The organism is Kaistia sp. 32K (genome assembly GCF_016629525.1).
Taxonomy (GTDB): Bacteria; Pseudomonadota; Alphaproteobacteria; order Rhizobiales; family Kaistiaceae; genus Kaistia.
Genome location: NZ_AP024269.1, coordinates 3,126,866 through 3,142,814, shown reverse-complemented (window position 1 = coordinate 3,142,814; position 15,949 = coordinate 3,126,866). Strand labels below are relative to the sequence as shown.

The following is a 15,949-nucleotide window of genomic DNA, read 5'->3' as shown; positions in this document are numbered from 1 at the left end:
GACATCCGTTCTCGTGTCGGATAGCTCCATCCGGATGCATGGGGAGGAAAAGCGATGGGCTTCGTCGGTAGGAGGATCTGGAGACGCTGGGCCTCTAGCCTTGCGCTTGCCGTCGCCGCCCTGGCGGTGCTGTTCGTCGGCATCGGCGCTTCATCGGCGCTCGCCGCGACGCGAACGCTGCATGGTTCGATCCTTTATCGCGAGCGGATGGCCTTGCCGCCGGACGCCGTTGTCGAGGTGAAGCTGCTCGATGTCTCCCGGGCCGATGCGCCGTCCGTGACCCTCGCGCAGACGTCGTTCAGGCCGCGCGGCCAGGTACCGATCCCCTACAGCCTCCGCTTCGATCCGGCGAAGCTGCAGCCGCGCCACAGCTATTCGCTGCGCGCCACGATTTCGGTCAAGGGCCAGCTCTGGTTCACCTCGACCAGCCATCATTCCGTCGAGATCGGCGGCGCGGACAGGATCGACATCCCCGTGCAGCGGGTCGGCGCGCAGGCTGCGTCGCGCGCCGTCGTCGCCGGACCGACCGGGCGCTGGCTTGCCGAGGATATTCGCGGCGGCGGCGTGATGGACTATCTGCAGACCGTGCTGGAACTGGGACCGAACGGCCGGGTCAGCGGCTCCGGCGGCTGCAACCGGATGTCGGGCCAGGCGAAGATCGCGGGCGACACGATCCGTTTCGGCGCCATCGCCAGCACGCGGATGGCCTGCACGCCGGCCGCGATGAATCAGGAGCAGAAGTTCTTCGCGGCCCTCGGGGAGGTTCGCCGCTGGCGGGTCGACGGCGCCCGGGGCAAGCTGATCCTGCTCGACGGGCGCGGCCGGCCGATCGTCATTCTGGCGCGGATGTAGGCTGCCTTCCGGCTGCCGTCCTGCCGGCCGAACGTCAGGTGTCGAGAAGGCTGCGGCGGTAGCTGACGAAGCCGAGATGCGCCGCGACCTGGTCGTAGAGGCGTCGCGCCGTGGCGTTGTCGGTATGCGTCAGCCAGTGCAGGCGGTCGCAGCCGCGCTCCCTGGCGTCCCGCGCCACCGCCTCGATCAGTGTCCGGCCCACGCCGCCGCCGCGGCTGTCGGGGCTGACGAACAGGTCTTCCAGATAGCAGGAATGGCCGGCGAGCCAGGTCGACCGGTGCAGGATCGCATGGGCAAAGCCGACAAGGCGCCCATCCTGCTCGGCGCCGAGCGCGAACATCGGCTCGGCGGCATCGTGGAGCCGGGCCCAGGTGAGAGCTGTGATTTCGGGCGAAAGCGTTCTCTCGTAGAAATCGAGATAACCCTGCCACAGGCGAAGCCACGCCACATGGTCGGCGGGCGCGAGCGGACGGATGACGACGTTCATGCGGGACGTCCTGCTCAGGCCCCCAGACGGGGGCGGTGAAGGCGGGGAGACAAGGGCGGAGACCGCCCTTGTCCGAGTGCTGCGGGAAGTCAGGCTCCCCGGACGGCCTGGCTTATGCCATCGCCTTGGTCAGGTTCTCGCTGACCTTGTCGAGGAAGCCCGTGGTCGACAGCCACTTCTGGTCCGGGCCGACGAGCAGCGCCAGGTCCTTGGTCATGTCGCCGGCTTCGACCGTGTCGACGCAGACCTTCTCGAGCGTCAGCGCGAACTTGGCGAGCTCGGCGTTGTCGTCGAGCTTGGCGCGGTGGGCGAGGCCACGGGTCCAGGCGAAGATCGAGGCGATCGAGTTGGTCGACGTCTCCTTGCCCTGCTGGTGCTGGCGGTAGTGGCGCGTCACGGTGCCGTGGGCGGCTTCCGCCTCGACGGTCTTGCCATCGGGCGTCAGCAGAACGGAGGTCATCAGGCCGAGCGAACCGAAGCCCTGCGCGACGGTGTCGGACTGGACGTCGCCGTCATAGTTCTTGCAGGCCCAGACATAGCCGCCGGACCACTTCAGCGCCGAGGCGACCATGTCGTCGATCAGGCGGTGCTCATAGGTGATGCCGGCTGCCTTGAAGGCGGCGGCGAACTCGGCGTCGAACACTTCCTGGAACAGGTCCTTGAAGCGGCCGTCATAGGCCTTGAGGATGGTGTTCTTGGTCGAGAGGTAGACCGGGTACTTCCGCATCAGGCCGTAGTTCAGCGAGGCGCGGGCGAATTCGCGGATCGACTCGTCGAGGTTGTACATCGCGAGCGCGACGCCGGCGCCCGGGAACTTGAACACTTCCTTCTCGATGACGGTGCCGTCCTCGCCCTCGAACTTGATCGTCATCCGGCCCTTGCCGGGAACGAGGAAGTCGGTCGCCTTGTACTGGTCGCCGAAGGCGTGACGGCCGACGATGATCGGCTGGGTCCAGCCCGGAACCAGGCGCGGCACGTTCTGGCAGATGATCGGCTCGCGGAAGATCACGCCGCCGAGGATGTTGCGGATGGTGCCGTTCGGCGACTTCCACATCTCCTTGAGGTTGAATTCCTTCACGCGGGCTTCGTCCGGCGTGATGGTGGCGCACTTGACGCCGACGCCGACCTTCTTGATCGCCTCGGCGGCCTCGATCGTGACGTGGTCGTTGGTGGCGTCGCGGTGCTCGATGCCGAGGTCGAAATACTGGAGGTCGAGATCAAGGTAGGGGTGGATCAGCTTGTCCTTGATGTTCTGCCAGATGATCCGGGTCATCTCGTCGCCGTCGAGCTCAACGACGGGATTGGCTACCTTGATCTTCGCCATGGGAGGATTGCCTCGCTTCTGGGTTGAACGGCTGGCCCGCCGGCGGAAGGAGATCGCTGGCCAAGGCGGCGCCGAGGATGGTGCGGGCTCCCCTATAGCATCGCACTCAGAAGGCGCAAAGGCAGGGAATGACGGGAAGGGAGCCGAATGACGGGCGACCCTCCGTCACGCCCTCGCCGCCGCGGACTTGCGTGTGCCGCCGACGGTGGCGTCGCCTCGGAAGGCGTGACTGCCGAACCGCGAGAGCTCGTCGGGACGCAGCGTTAGCACCGACACGCCGGACGCCGTGACGGCGACGGTGTGCTCGAACTGGGCGGAGAGCGACCCGTCCCGCGTCACGACTGTCCAGCCGTCATCCTGGGTCTCCACGCTCGCCCGGCCGCGATTGAGCATCGGCTCGATCGTGAACACCATGCCCTCGCGGATGGCGCGGCCCGTTCCCGGCTTGCCGAAATGCAGGATCTGCGGTTCCTCGTGCATCTCCTGGCCGATGCCATGGCCGCAATATTCACGCACGACGGAATAGCCGTTTCGCTTGGCATGCCGTTCGATCGCCCAGCCGATGTCGCCGAGATGTGCGCCGGGGCGGACCGCCCGGATGCCCATCCACATCGCTTCATAGGTGGTCTGGACCAGCTTCTTGGCGGCCGGGTTCACGTTGCCGACCAGGTAGGTCTTGCTGGAATCGGCGATATAGCCGTTCTTCTCGAGCGTGATGTCGAGATTGACGATGTCGCCGTCGCGAAGCACGGCCGAGGACGACGGGACGCCGTGGCAGACCACCTCGTTCACCGAGGAATTCAGCACGAAGCCATAGCCGTACTGTCCCTTGCTGGCGGGGCGGGCCTGGAGATCGTCGACGATGAAGCGCTCGACCCTGTCGTTGATCTCCAGCGTCGACAGGCCGGCGAGCGGGGTTCGGTCCAGCAGCGCGAAGACGGAGGCGAGCAACCGGCCGGATTCGGCCAGCAGCGCCAGTTCCTGAGGCGTTTTCGTCATGCTTCGCTGGTCGCGAGCGAGGGAGCCGAGACGCCGGCGGAGCTGAGCTCGCGCGCGATGATCTCCGCGAAGGTGAGCGTCGGATGGGTCTCGCACAGCATGCCGATTTTGATCCAGTAGGCGGCCTGCGCGTTGATCGAGCGGAACGATACCTTGCTCGCCCGGCGCAGCTGCTCGTGCAGGTCGTCCTCTATGTTCACGATGCCCATGGGGATCTCCGTATATGATTCATATACGGATCATATACGTGTCATGTGGGGGATGCCAAGGGCGGGCAGGTGGGCTTGGCCCTAGGACACGTGCCCTCTGAGCCGTCGCCTGTGTTTGCGCAGAGCGAGACGGAGGCGGTTGTGCCAGGAGCGGAGCGTGCTCAGGCGGACCGCCATATGGGTTCGGAACGGCAGGTTAGGGCCGTGATGGGCATGGAGCATGGCGCGAAACTGGCCTTTCGGCAGGCGCTGGTTCAGCCGGTGGATGGTCTGCTTTTCGCCGAAGGTCGCCGTCAACAGGGGCAGAATTCCCTTGAACGCGGTCTCGCTCGCCGCGTCGGCGCGCTCCGATGCGGGCGCCATCAGGACGCATAGGGCATCCCAATAGCGGCGCAGACCGATCCGTCGCTCGAGGTCACTTCCATTGCGGGCCCAGACACCGAGCATCTGTTGGGTTTGCGAGGCGCTTGCCCGCGCCTTGGAAGCGCGGCTCGGATCGGTCGATCCGATCGCTTGCGCCAACGGCATATCGATCGCCGCCGATCCGCCGAGCAAATGCGCCAGTCCGGCGTAGTGGGTGTTGACGGAGAGATCGTCAGGAGCGGCTGGGTCGTCGACGGGATGAAGCTGCTCGACGACATGGCGGCGATAGACGGCGAGCATTCCGGGGGACGTGGTCCATCCCGCCGTGACCGGATCCAGCAGTACGGTCTTGGCGGCGAGCGCTTCGAAATCGGCCTCGCCGAGGCAGCTCAGACGGATTGCCGTGTCCTCGCGGAGCAGGCCGAGCCCCGTCGCCGGCGCCTTGGGCGCGGCAGGCTCGGGAATGGCTCCGGCAAGGATTCTGGAAGCGGTAAAGGCTATGACGTGGCGGCTCGCCAGATGCGCCTGGACATGGCTCGAGGCGAATTGGGGAAGCGGCAGCACGGCGGTGTCCAGGAACACGACGAATGCGCCGACGGTCCTGTCGTACCCTTGCCGCGCCGCCGCCATGGGGCCGAGCTGCTGTTCGGAGGATACGAGCTTGAAGCGCGGATCGCCTGCGATGAGGCCCTGGATTTCCCTGCTGCTTGCTTCCGTTGCGCCATCGTCGACGAGGACGGCTTCGATATCGGGGTAATCCTGTGCCCGGATCGCCTCGATCACCAGACCGAAGTCCGTCTCGCCGCTCCGGAGGATGACGAAGGAAACGAGGGGAAGGCGGATGGCGGCCGAATTCGTCAGTTGCTCGGACTGGATGCCGCGGATCGAAAAGCTAGACGTGTTCATGCGAGGCGCGGCGACGGGACCGATATCGGCCCGGTTGAGAAAACGTCGCAGTCTGCATTCAACCGCTCCTTTTCTCCTTCCTCGCGCCCTCGAGGATTTCGTGGTGCCATGCCCGCTGTTGTTTTCCCATGTCGCCATAGGATATCCGCCCGGGGACGAAATGCTGGAGCGGCGGGGCAACCAGGCTCGCATTTCTGCCATGCACCCGATAGCCCGACAAGGGCTCGTTCAGCATGATGGTTCCGGCTTCCGCATGGCAGAAGGGCGCCGCGGTCGCGTCGAGCGCGAACCGCCGGTCGATCGGCGGGTGGATGGCCGAGAAGAGTTCCGCCAGTTTCCGCCGGCTGAACACGTTGGACGTACCCGGATAGAAGCACCACCGCTCGAGGCGTCGCGAGATCAGGCTCAGCTCGATCTGTTGCGGCGGGTCGCCGTGGGTTTGGATCGAACGATCCTCGAAATCGGCGCGGTCTTCCGAGGGCAGCTTCCACCAGTCCGGCAGGCTGCCGGCAAGGATGATGCCGTTCTGGTCGAGCTGCAGGGCGTCGCTGGTCGAGATTGCCGCGCCATTGTTGACCAGCAGATGGGCCCGGACGTGATGGCTGATGAAATGCGGCAGCAGCAGGTCGTCCGTGTCGAGGAAATTGACGAACTGCCCTGCGACTTCGTGCTCGGTGAAGATGTGGTGCGCCGCGCCGAGCTGCCCGAGGTTCTCGGACAGCTCGATGAAGCGGACGTTTGGATGCCGCTCGACGAAGGCCCGGATCCGCTCGACGCTGCCGTCGTCCGAGCCATTGTCGAGGATCAGGATCTCCAGCGCCGGATAGTCCTGCGCGGCCGCCGATTCGAGAGCGTGGGTCAGATAAGTGGCGTAGTTCCAGTTGATCACGAGGATCGAGACGAGCGGGAGCTTGTCGCTGCCGTTCACCCCATAGAACGCACGCCACTCCGTCTCGTTCATGCGACCGAGCGCCGCGCCGCCAGGGCAAGGGCGATATAGCTCCAGCCGGTGAAGAGCAGCGAGATGCCCGCGAGCGTGCCCGGCACCCAGAGACCCGAGACCGGATACTGGGCGAGGATGAAGAAGCCGGCCAGGAAGGCGATGATGCCGGCCGCCAGGATCCAGCCCCAGCCGTCGAGCGGTCGGATGCGGAAGGAGAGGGCGATCTGGAAGATGCCCTTGGCCAGGAACACCGAAGCGATGACCAGCGTCAGCGCGAAGCTGCCGAAGACGGGCGACGCGTAGATCGCGATGCCGCCGAGTAGCACAACGACGCCGACGACCAGCTGCCACAGGAAGCCGCCCCAGCCCTGGACGCTGAACGCCTGGAAAATCTGGAAGACGCCGGCGATGACCAGCACGATGGCGAGGAACACGGTGACCGTGACGCTCGAAATCAGCGGCATCGCAATGGCGAAGACGCCGCCGACCAGAAAGACGATGCCGAGAAACAGGAACCAACCCCATTTCTCCCGCACGGCCGCGGAAAAGCTCTTGTTGGCTGCCAAATCTGCGGGCATTTGCTCGTCCTCCCCTTGGACCATCCTGTTGCCGGGGTTGCGACTCGCGGACCGGCAACCTTCTGCGCGAATATAGCGTGAGCGCGAGCAATCAGCTAGGACATGCCTTTCTCACATTGCTGCACGGACGACATGCCCGCTTCTAATCTTCTCGTCGATGGCCCGGCCGTCATTCTCGTCGAACCCCAGCTCGGCGAGAACATCGGCACGGCTGCCCGCGCCATGGCGAATTTCGGCCTCGGCGATCTGCGGATCGTCAATCCGCGGGACGGCTGGCCGAACGAGAGCGCCCGCCGCGCCGCCAGCCGCGCGGATCATGTCTTCGACCGGATCCGCCTGTTCGATACCGTCGAGGAGGCCGTCGCCGATCTCGGCTATCTGGTCGCGACCACGGCGCGCTCGCGTGAATTGGCGAAGCCCGTGCGCGGTCCCGCCTCGGCGGCAACCATCATGCGCGGTCACATGACCGGCGGCGTGAAGACCGGCGTGCTGTTCGGGCGCGAGCGTATCGGCCTCACCAACGAGGAGATCTCGCTCGCCGACGAGATCGTGACGCTGCCGATCGATCCGCAGTTCGCCTCGCTGAACATCGCCCAGGCCGTGCTGATCGTCGCCTATGAGTGGCGGCGCAGCGGGCTGGAGACCGAGGAGGCGGGCCTCCGCTTCACGACGCCGAACGACAGCCGCCCTGCGACCAAGCAGGAGCTGCTCGGCCTGTTCGAGCATCTCGAGGGCGCGCTCGACAACGTCACCTTCTTCCGGCCGGTCGAGAAGCGGCCGGTGGTGGTGCAGACGCTGCGCGCCATGCTGCAGCGGGCGCAGTTCACGGAGGCCGATATACGCACCTTGCGCGGCGTGATCGCGGCGCTGGAGAACCGGCCGACCCGACCCCGCAAGCGCGCCGACGGCACCGAGACCACGAGCCGCGAGGCCGACGATTGAGCGCCAGGCTTCTGGTCTTCGATTCGGGTATCGGGGGTCTCTCGGTGCTGCGCGAGATCCGGCGGCAGCTGCCGTCGGCGGACATCGCCTATGTCGCCGATGACGCCGGCTTCCCGTATGGCGACTGGGAGGCGGAGCCGCTTTCCGATCATATCGTTTCGCTGATGGGGCGCCTGATCGAGCACCACCGACCCGACGCCGTCGTGATCGCCTGCAACACCGCCTCGACCCTCGTGCTGCCGCCCCTGCGCGCCGCGCATGCGCTTCCATTTATCGGCACGGTGCCGGCGATCAAGCCGGCGGCGGAGCGTTCCGGCAGCCATGTCGTCGGCGTACTGGCGACGCCTGGGACGATGAAGCGCGACTATACGCGCGAGCTGATCCGGGATTTCGCCCGGGATTGCCATGTCCGCCTCGTCGGCTCGTCCGAGCTGGCGCCGCTGGCGGAAGCCGTGATGCGCGGCGAGAGCGTCGCCGACGCGGCAATCCGGACCGAGATCGAGCCGGCCTTCATCGAGGTCGACGGCAAGCGGACCGACACGATCGTGCTCGCCTGCACCCATTATCCGTTCCTGATCGACCGGCTGAAGGCCGTCGCGCCCTGGCCCGTCGCCTGGATCGACCCGTCCGAGGCGATCGCCCGGCGCGTGCTCTCCGTCCTGGAACTGGCGCGCGATGCCGATGGCGTCGCCGCACGGCCCGGCCGGGCCTATCTGACCTCCGGGAAGCCCTGGCCCCGGCAATTGACGCCCGTCCTCGCGGAAATGGGCCTGGAAGGCGAGCCGTCATGACCCTCGATCCCACTGCCCGGCGCGCCGAGCCCTCCTTGTCGGAGGAGCCGCTCGACCGGATGCTCCCCTACGCCGGCTGGGCAGGTCTCGCGATCTTCCTGCTGTTCAATCTGGTCGTCGTGGCGCTGGTGCTCGCCGATCCCGACCGCCGCAGCGTCGTGCCGGTCTATCGCCTCGGTTCGCTCGGCTGGTGGCGCGGCGACGATATCTTCGGCGGCGGCATCGCCGGCTTCCTCTACCTTCCGAGCTTCGCCGTCCTCTATACGCCTTTCGCGCTTCTCGGCGCCTCGCTCGGCGACGCGCTTTGGCGGGTGGTGTCGGCGGGGCTGCTCGCCTATGCCGTATGGCGCAGCTTCGGCGTGCTGCTGCCCGCGGTGACGGGGCGCCGGAAGTGGCTCGTCTTCGGAGCGTCGCTGCTTCTGCTGGCGCCGAGCGGTTTCAGCGCCTTCCGCAACGGCCAGGCGACGGTTCTGCTGATGGCGTTGATGCTGCTCGGCTCCATCGCGATCATCGAGGCGCGCTGGTGGACCGCCGCGCTGCTGCTCGGCCTCGCCTTCGCGATCAAGCCGCTGGCCTTGGTGCTGATGCTGCTCGTCGGCGTGCTCTATCCGAAGCTCGGCTGGCGCCTGATCGTCGTGACGATCGGCTTCCTGCTGCTGCCCTTCATCAACCCCGATCCCGCCGGCATCGTCGAGCTCTATCGGCTCGGGATCGCCAAGGTCCTGGCCGCAGGGGATCCCGGCGACGGGCTCTGGGCCGACCTGACCGGCCTGCTAAACGCGCTCGGCATTTCGCTTTCCGATCGTGTCCTGACGGGGATCCGCGTCGTCTTCGCGCTTCTGGCGCTCGGGCTCGCCTTTCTGGCGCAGCGGCGCACGGGTCGCGACGCGCCCTTCAACATTCTCGCCATCGCGGTGGTCTATCTGATGCTGTTCAACCCGCGGACGGAATCGAACACCTATGTGATGTTCGGCTGCGTCTTCGCGATCTATGCGGGACTGCTCTGGCATCGCGAGCGGCGCGCTTTCGCGAGCTGGCTGATGGTCTGGCTGGCCGTCGCCTTCGTCGTCGCGATCGCGATCTATCCGATCGGCTCGCTCTGGCTCCGGCCGCTGCTCTGCCTCGCCTTCATTCCGTTCCTGGTGTGGCGCTGTCTGACGCCGCCGATCGAGCGGGCGTTGCCGGCCTGACGCCTTTGAAGGCAAAGAGGCGATAGCCGAAATAGGAGATCAGGGTCGCGACCGCCGTGCCGGCGACGAGCGCTCGCATCGGTGTGGCTCCTGACCACGACATCAGCAGCAGCGCGTAGACGGCATAGTTCACCGCGACGGAGAACGAAGCCACGGAGGCGTAGCGCAGGAATTCGCGCAACCTTGGCGGCCCGGGGGCGTGAAAGGTCCAGGTCCGGTTGGCGAGCCAGCCGACCACCATGGCGATGGCGATCGCCACCACCCGCGCGAGATAGGGATCGGCGCCGAGCCGCACCAGAACGGTCAGGATCGTGGCGTCGACGGCGAAGGCGCTGAGGCCCGAGATGCCGAAGGCGGCGATGTGGCGGAGCTTGGCGGCGAGCGACGAGCCCGTCATGACGGCCACCGGATCCGGCCGCCGCCGTCGCGCTCGAGGTGTACGATCCGGTCAGCCGGGAAGGCCTTGAGCGTCTCCAGCTCTTCGCCGCGGCGCTCGAACAACGGATCGAGCGGACGGAGGATCTCGTCGGGATAGCCCGGGTGGCACATCACCATCTGGCGCGGGCCCGGCGCGCGCAGGAAATCAGCCATCTCCCGCGCGAACGGCACGGCGCGGTCGAAGCGGGAGAAACCGGAAAAGCCGTCATTGGTCGGCAGGCCAAGGCGGCGGGCATCGGCGGCAAGGCCGCGCGCTAGAAAGGCGACGCCGAGCGCCTTCACCAGCGAGCGTCGCCGCGCGAGGATGCGGATCGGGTTGTCGCCGGGATCGCGCACCAGCGGCAGCGTGTCCGGATAGCGGCGCGCCAGCGCGGCGAGAAGAGCGGGGCGGATCACCGGCAGTATATGCACATGGTGATGACCATCGACGAAATCGGGCGGCGCGCCGGCGACATCCTCGAAACGGTCGAGCTGGCGCTCGATCTCGGCAGCGATCTCCTCAGCATCGGCCGAGCCGTTCCGCGTCTGTCGCATCATCGCGCCAATGCCGTCGAATTTGCCCGAGGGCAGGGTGCGCGGCATGGCGCCGAGCGGCGCGCCGGTCGTCAGGTTCAGATGCAGGCCGATGGCGGCGTGGCGGCGAAGCGTGGCGACGGCCTCGGCCAGATCCAGCCAGCCGGGTTCCGTGGTCATCGCGCCGGTCGCCGAAAGGCGGCCCGCCTCGATCAGCTCCGCGATTCCGCGCGAGACGCCGGGCGATAGCGCATAGTCGTCCGCGCAGAGGATGACGCGGCCGGCCGTCATCAGGCGATGCGCCGCACGCGGGGTTCGCTCTGCTGGCCGGTGGTGTCGTCGCCGATGGTCTCCTCGACGAGGAACAGCGGCCTTCCCTTCACCTCGTCATAGATGCGGGCGACATATTCGCCGAGCACGCCGAGCGAGATCAGCTGGACGCCGGAGAACACCATGATCGAGACGACGAGGGTGGGGAAGCCGGGCACATCCGCACCGAAGATCAGCGTGCGGATCATGAAGATGCCGGCATAGACGATCGCGAAGGCCGAGATCACCAGGCCGAGATAGGACCAGACCTTGAGCGGCACGGACGAGAACGAGACGATGCCGTCCACGGCGAAGCGGGCGAGCGAACGGAAGCGCCAGCTCGATCGCCCGGCGCTGCGATCGCCGACCAAGAAGGGCACGGTGGTCGACCGGAAGCCGATCCAGGCATAGAGCCCCTTGCTGAAGCGCGTGCGCTCGCCGAGCTGGTTCATGGCGTCGACCGCCTGACGATCCATCAGCAGGAAGTCGACCGCGCCGGCCGGGATGCGTGGCTGGGCGATGGCGCTGAAGACGCCGTGGAAGGCCTTCGAATAGAAGCGCCGCAGGGGCGACTGCGTTTCCTTGTCGATCCGCTTGCCGAAGACGATCTTGTAGCCGGCGAGCCAGTTCTCGACGAAGGTCGGGATGGTCGTCGGCGGGTGCTCGAGATCCCCGTCCATGAGAATGACGGCATCGCCGCGCGCATGGCGCAGGCCGGCGGCGATCGCCGTCTCCTTGCCGAAATTGCGGGAGAGCGCCAGGCCCTGGAATCGTCCATCGGCGGCGTTGAGCGCCCGGATCGCCGCGCGCGTCCCGTCGCTGGAGCCGTCGTCGACGAACAGGACGGTCCAGGCGATGTCGCGAATCCCGTCGATGACGGCACGGACTTCTTCAAAGAACTGGGGCAGTCCGGCGGCTTCATTGAAGACCGGGACGACGATGGTCACTTGCGGTTGCGGCACGACGGAGCCTTGGGGTCCATTCCCGATGCGAATTGCCGAGATCCATACAGCATCAGGGGGCCGTTGTCGCTTTTTTAACGATTTCGAACGAGCGCAGCCGGTGCGCATGTTCGTAGAAATCCGAGCTGATCATCAGCTCGTCGGCGCCGGTGCGCTCGACGAGAGCCTTGAGGCCGTCGCGCACCCGGTCGGGCCCGCCGATGACCGCGACGCCGAGATGCGAGCGGACATAGGCTTCCTCGCGCGGGTCCCAGAGGCCATCCATGCTGTCGACCGGCGGCATCAGGGTCGTCGGGCGGCCGCGCACCAGATTGATCAGGCGCTGGTACTGGGTCGTCGCCAGGTGATGCGCCTCCTCGTCGGTCGGCGCGGCGATGACGGGGACGCCGATCATCGCATGCGGCTTCTCCAGATATTCAGAGGCGCGGAAGAAGTGCCGATATGTGTCGAGCGCCTCCATCAGGCGCATCGGCGCGAAATGGCTGGCGAAGGCGAAGGGCAGGCCGAGCAGGCCGGCGAGCTGCGCGCTGAAGGTCGAGGAGCCGAGCAGCCAGACCGGCACGTTGGAGCCGGCGCCGGGAACGGCGCGGACCTTCTGGCCCTCCACCGCCGGCGCCAGATAGGCCAGCAATTCCTGCACGTTCTTCGGAAAGGCGTTGTCGTCGTCGGCGAGGTCGCGGCGCAACGCGCGCATCGTCAGCGGATCCGTGCCCGGGGCGCGGCCGAGGCCGAGGTCGATGCGGCCGGGATAGAGCGCTTCCAGCGTGCCGAACTGCTCGGCAATGACGAGCGGCGCATGGTTCGGCAGCATGATGCCGCCGGAACCGACGCGAATGGTCGAGGTGCCGCCGGCGATGTAGCCGATCAACACCGAGGTCGCGGAGCTCGCGATGCCCGGCATGTTGTGATGCTCGGCGACCCAGAAGCGGTTGAAGCCGAGCCTCTCGACATGGCGGGCAAGGTCGAGCGAGCGGGCGAGCGCGTCGGCGACGGTTCCGTCCTGGCGAACCGGGGCGAGGTCGAGAACGGAGAGCGGAATGTCGAGGTGCGTTGGCATGGAACCGTCCGGCGGGAGAGTGTCTTGGCAGCGTGTCTTGGCGGGTATTCGGCCTATGTGGGAGGCCGGAGCGCACTCGGGAAGGTCGGCACGCTCTTTTTTGTGAGGAACGATACATTAAACGGCTCCCCCTGTTCCGGAGCCTGGCGCGGCGCTAGAAGCACGCGCAGGCAGCATGGGGGGAGACGATGATCGGTTGGGGCATTCTCGGAACGGGGTTCATCTCCGATACGGTCGCGGCGGCGATCCGACAGAGCCCGGGCTCGCGCCTTGCCGCCGTCGCGGGGCGCGATCTCGCCCGCGCCGAGGCGTTCAGCGCCCGGTTCGGCGGCGAAAAGGCCTATGGCGATGCCGCCGAGATGCTGGCGGATCCCTCCGTTGACGTTGTCTATGTCGGTCTGCCGAACCATGTGCACCACGAGGCGGTGGCCGCGGCGGCGCGGGGCGGCAAGGCGGTGCTGAGCGAGAAGTCGCTTTCCGTCGACATGGAGAAGAGCCAGGCGCTGGTCGAGGCCGTCGCGACGAACGACGTCTTCTTCGTCGAAGGGCTGATGTATCTCGCCCATCCGCTGATCGCCCGCTTCGTCGAGATCCTGCGCGACGGGCGCCTCGGCACGGTGAAGTCGATCCATGCGAACTATGCCGCCGACATCTGGCAGGTGGTCAATCCGCACGGGCGCGGCACGCTCTATAATCTCGGCTGCTATCCGGTATCGCTGTTGCAGCTCGCGGTGCAGACCGTGGGCGGCGAAGGCGCGTTCCGGGACCGGAGCCAGACCGCAACCGGCACGATCTCGGCGCATGACGGCAATGTCAGCGAGGCGGCGCTCGTGGTTCGCTTCGCCAACGGCATTCTGGCGACTGTCCAGACTGCCGAGACCTACGGCATGTATCCGGAGTTCATCGTCGTCGGCGACAAGGGCAGCCTGCGCTTCCTCGACAATCCGTGGCTGCCTCAGGCGGGCGCCAGCCGGCTGCTCTTCACCGGCTTCGACGGCACGAGCGAAGAGATCGTCGTCGAGAGCGACACGGACGCCTTCCTTCATCAGGTCCGCATGGTCGAGCGCAGCCTGGCGGCCGGCCGCAGGCAGGCCGAACGGCCTTCGCCGCGCCCGGCCGATTCGATCGAGATCATGGAAATGCTGACGGCGTGGGAGGCGGATATCCGCCGCGTCCCGGGTTGAGCTTCGCCTGAGCCGGCGAACCAGGCATTCGAGTTTGACTCGCCCCGCCTTCTCCTCTACACCCCGGCCCATCGCGTTGGCTCGTTCGGGCCGGCGCGGTATTTCACGCACCCGCGGAAACGTTCTGCGTTTCCTGTCGGCCGGCCCCAAAAGCCGGCAGAGGAGGGCACGTGTCCCTGTAACTCGTATCCAAGGGATATGCGATGTCGAAGCGTGCTTCGTCCAAACACAAGATTGACCGCCGTCTTGGCGAAAACCTCTGGGGTCGTCCCAAGTCTCCGGTCAACAAGCGCGAATACGGCCCCGGCCAGCACGGCCAGCGTCGTAAGGGCAAGGTTTCCGACTACGGTACCCAGCTCCGCGCCAAGCAGAAGCTCAAGGGCTACTACGGCAACATCTCCGAGAAGCAGTTCCGGAAGATCTATGCCGATGCGACCCGTCGCAAGGGCGATTCGTCGGAGAACCTGATCGGCCTCCTCGAGTGCCGTCTGGACGCGATCGTCTATCGCGCCAAGTTCGTCCCGACCGTGTTCGCCGCGCGCCAGTTCATCTCGCACGGTCACATCAAGGTCAACGGCCGCCGCGTCAACATTCCGTCCTTCCAGGCGAAGGTCGGCGATGTGATCGAGGTCAAGGAAGCTTCGCGTCAGCTGACGATCGTCCTCGAGGCGACCCAGCTCGCCGAGCGTGACGTTCCCGACTACATCGAAGCCGATCATCACAAGATGACCGCCAAGTTCGCGCGCGTGCCGGCTCTCGCCGACGTGCCGTATCCGGTTCACATGGAACCGAACCTGGTCGTCGAATTCTATTCGCGCTGATCCGTCAGCGTCATCGAGTTCTGGAAAAGGCCGCCTTCGGGCGGCCTTTTCTTTATTTACCCCCATCGGCGGCATTTCTGCTCTTCGAAACGGCTGGGCCCGGGCGTATCAAGAGTGGCCAATTACGTCGGGGAAATCATGACCGAAGCCGTAAGTGAAAGCCGGGGTGGCGCCGATTGGGTCGGGCTCGCCGCCATCGCGACGACGATCGTCGGCTGGGCGTCCGCCTTCGCCGCGATCCGCGTCGGCCTGACGGCGCTGACGCCGGTCGAGCTCGCCGCGGCGCGCTACCTTTCCGCCGCTGTCCCCGCGGGCCTCTATCTGCTCATCGCCCGGCCGCCGCTGCCGTCGCGGCGCGATTTCGTCCGGCTCGTCGTCATCGGCGTCCTGTTCATCTCGGCCTATGCGGTGTTGCTCAACACCGGCGAGCAGACCATCGCGGCGGGGCCGGCGGCCTTCATCATCCAGATCAATCCGATCCTGGTGGCGTTGATCGCCATGCCGCTGCTCGGCGAGCGATTCGGGCCAGGCGGCTGGATCGGCACGCTGGTATCGTTCCTCGGCGTCGGCTTCATCGCCTATGGCAGCGGCGACGGGCTGGGGCTCAATGTCGGGGCGCTGCTGATCCTCGGCGCGGCGGTGTGCACATCGATCTCGACCATCCTGCAGAAGCCGCTGCTCGGCCGCATGCCGGCGCTGGCGGTAACCGCCTGGGTGCTCCTGCTTGGTAGCCTTCCGTTAACCCTGGCGATCCCGGAAACCATCGCCGCGCTCAAGGTGGCGCCGCCGCTCGTGGTCGGGTCGATCGCCTATCTCGTCGTGCTGCCGACCGTCATCGGCTACCTGACCTGGGCGATCGCGCTGAAGCGCTTCCCGGCGGCGCAGGCGTCCAACTTCCTCTACTGTATCCCGCCGACGGCGACGCTGATCGGCTTTCTCTGGCTCGGCGAGGTGCCGTCCGTCGTCGGGCTCCTCGGCGGCGCCATGTCGATCGGCGGCGTGCTGATCGTCAACCTGACCCGCCGGCGGTAGTCGCAAGGAGCGGACAGAGGGGCGGGCAGTTTCCTCGTTGCGCCGGCGC

18 protein-coding genes are annotated in these 15,949 nt (G+C 66.6%); 7 read left to right on the top strand and 11 right to left on the bottom strand.

Annotated features, from left to right (window positions below; translation table 11 throughout):
- Positions 1-54 precede the first annotated feature (54 nt).
- Positions 55-852, top strand: coding sequence for a YbaY family lipoprotein (locus K32_RS14625; RefSeq protein ID WP_201400230.1), 798 nt, complete (start codon positions 55-57; stop codon positions 850-852).
- A gap of 34 nt (positions 853-886) precedes the next feature.
- Here K32_RS14625 and K32_RS14620 read toward each other — a convergent pair whose 3' ends face one another.
- The 7 genes from K32_RS14620 to K32_RS14590 all read right to left on the bottom strand — a co-directional run bounded on the left by K32_RS14620 (position 887) and on the right by K32_RS14590 (position 6,661).
- Positions 887-1,339: a GNAT family N-acetyltransferase gene (locus tag K32_RS14620; RefSeq protein WP_201400229.1), complete on the bottom strand. Its 453-nt coding sequence runs from the start codon at positions 1,337-1,339 to the stop codon at positions 887-889.
- 112 nt (positions 1,340-1,451) lie between these two features.
- Positions 1,452-2,663: an NADP-dependent isocitrate dehydrogenase gene (locus K32_RS14615; RefSeq protein ID WP_201400228.1), complete on the bottom strand. Its 1,212-nt coding sequence runs from the start codon at positions 2,661-2,663 to the stop codon at positions 1,452-1,454.
- A gap of 165 nt (positions 2,664-2,828) precedes the next feature.
- Entirely contained in the window at positions 2,829-3,662 is an 834-nt protein-coding gene (gene map, locus K32_RS14610) for a type I methionyl aminopeptidase (protein WP_201400227.1), read from the bottom strand.
- Positions 3,659-3,871 carry a ParD-like family protein gene (locus K32_RS14605; RefSeq protein WP_201400226.1) on the bottom strand — a complete coding sequence of 71 codons (213 nt, stop codon included), beginning with the start codon at positions 3,869-3,871 and terminating at the stop codon, positions 3,659-3,661. Before K32_RS14605 ends, map begins: the two co-directional genes overlap by 4 nt.
- A gap of 81 nt (positions 3,872-3,952) precedes the next feature.
- A complete protein-coding gene (locus K32_RS14600; protein WP_201400225.1) occupies positions 3,953-5,278 on the bottom strand; it encodes a glycosyltransferase family A protein in 1,326 nt (441 codons plus the stop codon).
- The gene (locus K32_RS14595; protein WP_201400224.1) at positions 5,199-6,101 is read right to left on the bottom strand and encodes a glycosyltransferase family 2 protein; all 903 of its coding nucleotides are present in this window, start codon (positions 6,099-6,101) and stop codon (positions 5,199-5,201) included. The genes K32_RS14600 and K32_RS14595 overlap by 80 nt, the downstream gene beginning before the upstream one ends.
- Entirely contained in the window at positions 6,098-6,661 is a 564-nt protein-coding gene (locus K32_RS14590) for an HdeD family acid-resistance protein (RefSeq protein ID WP_201400223.1), read from the bottom strand. The genes K32_RS14595 and K32_RS14590 overlap by 4 nt, the downstream gene beginning before the upstream one ends.
- Before the next feature lie 132 nt (positions 6,662-6,793).
- Here K32_RS14590 and K32_RS14585 point away from each other — a divergent pair, with 132 nt between their 5' ends.
- Genes K32_RS14585 through K32_RS14575 form a run of 3 tightly spaced genes read left to right on the top strand, consistent with a single transcriptional unit; the run spans position 6,794 to position 9,584 of the window.
- Complete coding sequence (locus K32_RS14585) at positions 6,794-7,603, top strand: RNA methyltransferase (RefSeq protein WP_201400222.1); 810 nt, start codon at positions 6,794-6,796, stop codon at positions 7,601-7,603.
- On the top strand, positions 7,600-8,394 hold the full coding sequence (murI, locus tag K32_RS14580) for a glutamate racemase (protein WP_201400221.1): 795 nt from the start codon (positions 7,600-7,602) through the stop codon (positions 8,392-8,394). The genes K32_RS14585 and murI overlap by 4 nt, the downstream gene beginning before the upstream one ends.
- Positions 8,391-9,584: a glycosyltransferase family 87 protein gene (locus K32_RS14575; RefSeq protein WP_201400220.1), complete on the top strand. Its 1,194-nt coding sequence runs from the start codon at positions 8,391-8,393 to the stop codon at positions 9,582-9,584. The genes murI and K32_RS14575 overlap by 4 nt, the downstream gene beginning before the upstream one ends.
- Here the strand turns inward: K32_RS14575 and K32_RS14570 are convergent.
- The 4 genes from K32_RS14570 to K32_RS14555 form a co-directional block, all read right to left on the bottom strand.
- Positions 9,523-9,981 (bottom strand): GtrA family protein, encoded by a 459-nt coding sequence (locus K32_RS14570; protein WP_201400219.1) that lies wholly within the window; start codon positions 9,979-9,981, stop codon positions 9,523-9,525. The genes K32_RS14575 and K32_RS14570 overlap by 62 nt on opposite strands.
- Positions 9,978-10,826, bottom strand: coding sequence for a ChbG/HpnK family deacetylase (locus K32_RS14565; protein ID WP_201400218.1), 849 nt, complete (start codon positions 10,824-10,826; stop codon positions 9,978-9,980). Before K32_RS14565 ends, K32_RS14570 begins: the two co-directional genes overlap by 4 nt.
- Positions 10,826-11,791 carry a glycosyltransferase family 2 protein gene (locus K32_RS14560; protein ID WP_244669519.1) on the bottom strand — a complete coding sequence of 322 codons (966 nt, stop codon included), beginning with the start codon at positions 11,789-11,791 and terminating at the stop codon, positions 10,826-10,828. The genes K32_RS14565 and K32_RS14560 overlap by 1 nt, the downstream gene beginning before the upstream one ends.
- A gap of 67 nt (positions 11,792-11,858) precedes the next feature.
- Positions 11,859-12,863, bottom strand: a complete 1,005-nt coding sequence (locus tag K32_RS14555; RefSeq protein ID WP_201400216.1) for an LLM class flavin-dependent oxidoreductase — start codon at positions 12,861-12,863, stop codon at positions 11,859-11,861.
- Positions 12,864-13,051: 188 nt separating this feature from the next.
- On the opposite strand from K32_RS14555, the gene K32_RS14550 reads away from it, so the two are divergent.
- From K32_RS14550 to K32_RS14540, 3 genes are all read left to right on the top strand, one after another.
- A complete protein-coding gene (locus tag K32_RS14550) occupies positions 13,052-14,047 on the top strand; it encodes a Gfo/Idh/MocA family protein (RefSeq protein WP_201400215.1) in 996 nt (331 codons plus the stop codon).
- 203 nt (positions 14,048-14,250) lie between these two features.
- On the top strand, positions 14,251-14,868 hold the full coding sequence (gene rpsD, locus K32_RS14545) for a 30S ribosomal protein S4 (protein ID WP_201400214.1): 618 nt from the start codon (positions 14,251-14,253) through the stop codon (positions 14,866-14,868).
- Positions 14,869-15,006: 138 nt separating this feature from the next.
- A complete protein-coding gene (locus K32_RS14540) occupies positions 15,007-15,900 on the top strand; it encodes a DMT family transporter (protein ID WP_201400213.1) in 894 nt (297 codons plus the stop codon).
- Positions 15,901-15,949: the final 49 nt, after the last annotated feature.

Coding starts and splice junctions, on each gene's coding strand:
- K32_RS14625 (WP_201400230.1), top strand. CDS start 55: ATGGGCTTCGTCGGTAGGAGGATCTGGAGACGCTGGGCCTCTAGCCTT.
- K32_RS14620 (WP_201400229.1), bottom strand. CDS start 1,339: ATGAACGTCGTCATCCGTCCGCTCGCGCCCGCCGACCATGTGGCGTGG.
- K32_RS14615 (WP_201400228.1), bottom strand. CDS start 2,663: ATGGCGAAGATCAAGGTAGCCAATCCCGTCGTTGAGCTCGACGGCGAC.
- map (WP_201400227.1), bottom strand. CDS start 3,662: ATGACGAAAACGCCTCAGGAACTGGCGCTGCTGGCCGAATCCGGCCGG.
- K32_RS14605 (WP_201400226.1), bottom strand. CDS start 3,871: ATGGGCATCGTGAACATAGAGGACGACCTGCACGAGCAGCTGCGCCGG.
- K32_RS14600 (WP_201400225.1), bottom strand. CDS start 5,278: ATGGCGACATGGGAAAACAACAGCGGGCATGGCACCACGAAATCCTCG.
- K32_RS14595 (WP_201400224.1), bottom strand. CDS start 6,101: ATGAACGAGACGGAGTGGCGTGCGTTCTATGGGGTGAACGGCAGCGAC.
- K32_RS14590 (WP_201400223.1), bottom strand. CDS start 6,661: ATGCCCGCAGATTTGGCAGCCAACAAGAGCTTTTCCGCGGCCGTGCGG.
- K32_RS14585 (WP_201400222.1), top strand. CDS start 6,794: ATGCCCGCTTCTAATCTTCTCGTCGATGGCCCGGCCGTCATTCTCGTC.
- K32_RS14575 (WP_201400220.1), top strand. CDS start 8,391: ATGACCCTCGATCCCACTGCCCGGCGCGCCGAGCCCTCCTTGTCGGAG.
- K32_RS14570 (WP_201400219.1), bottom strand. CDS start 9,981: ATGACGGGCTCGTCGCTCGCCGCCAAGCTCCGCCACATCGCCGCCTTC.
- K32_RS14565 (WP_201400218.1), bottom strand. CDS start 10,826: ATGACGGCCGGCCGCGTCATCCTCTGCGCGGACGACTATGCGCTATCG.
- K32_RS14555 (WP_201400216.1), bottom strand. CDS start 12,863: ATGCCAACGCACCTCGACATTCCGCTCTCCGTTCTCGACCTCGCCCCG.
- K32_RS14550 (WP_201400215.1), top strand. CDS start 13,052: ATGATCGGTTGGGGCATTCTCGGAACGGGGTTCATCTCCGATACGGTC.
- rpsD (WP_201400214.1), top strand. CDS start 14,251: ATGTCGAAGCGTGCTTCGTCCAAACACAAGATTGACCGCCGTCTTGGC.
- K32_RS14540 (WP_201400213.1), top strand. CDS start 15,007: ATGACCGAAGCCGTAAGTGAAAGCCGGGGTGGCGCCGATTGGGTCGGG.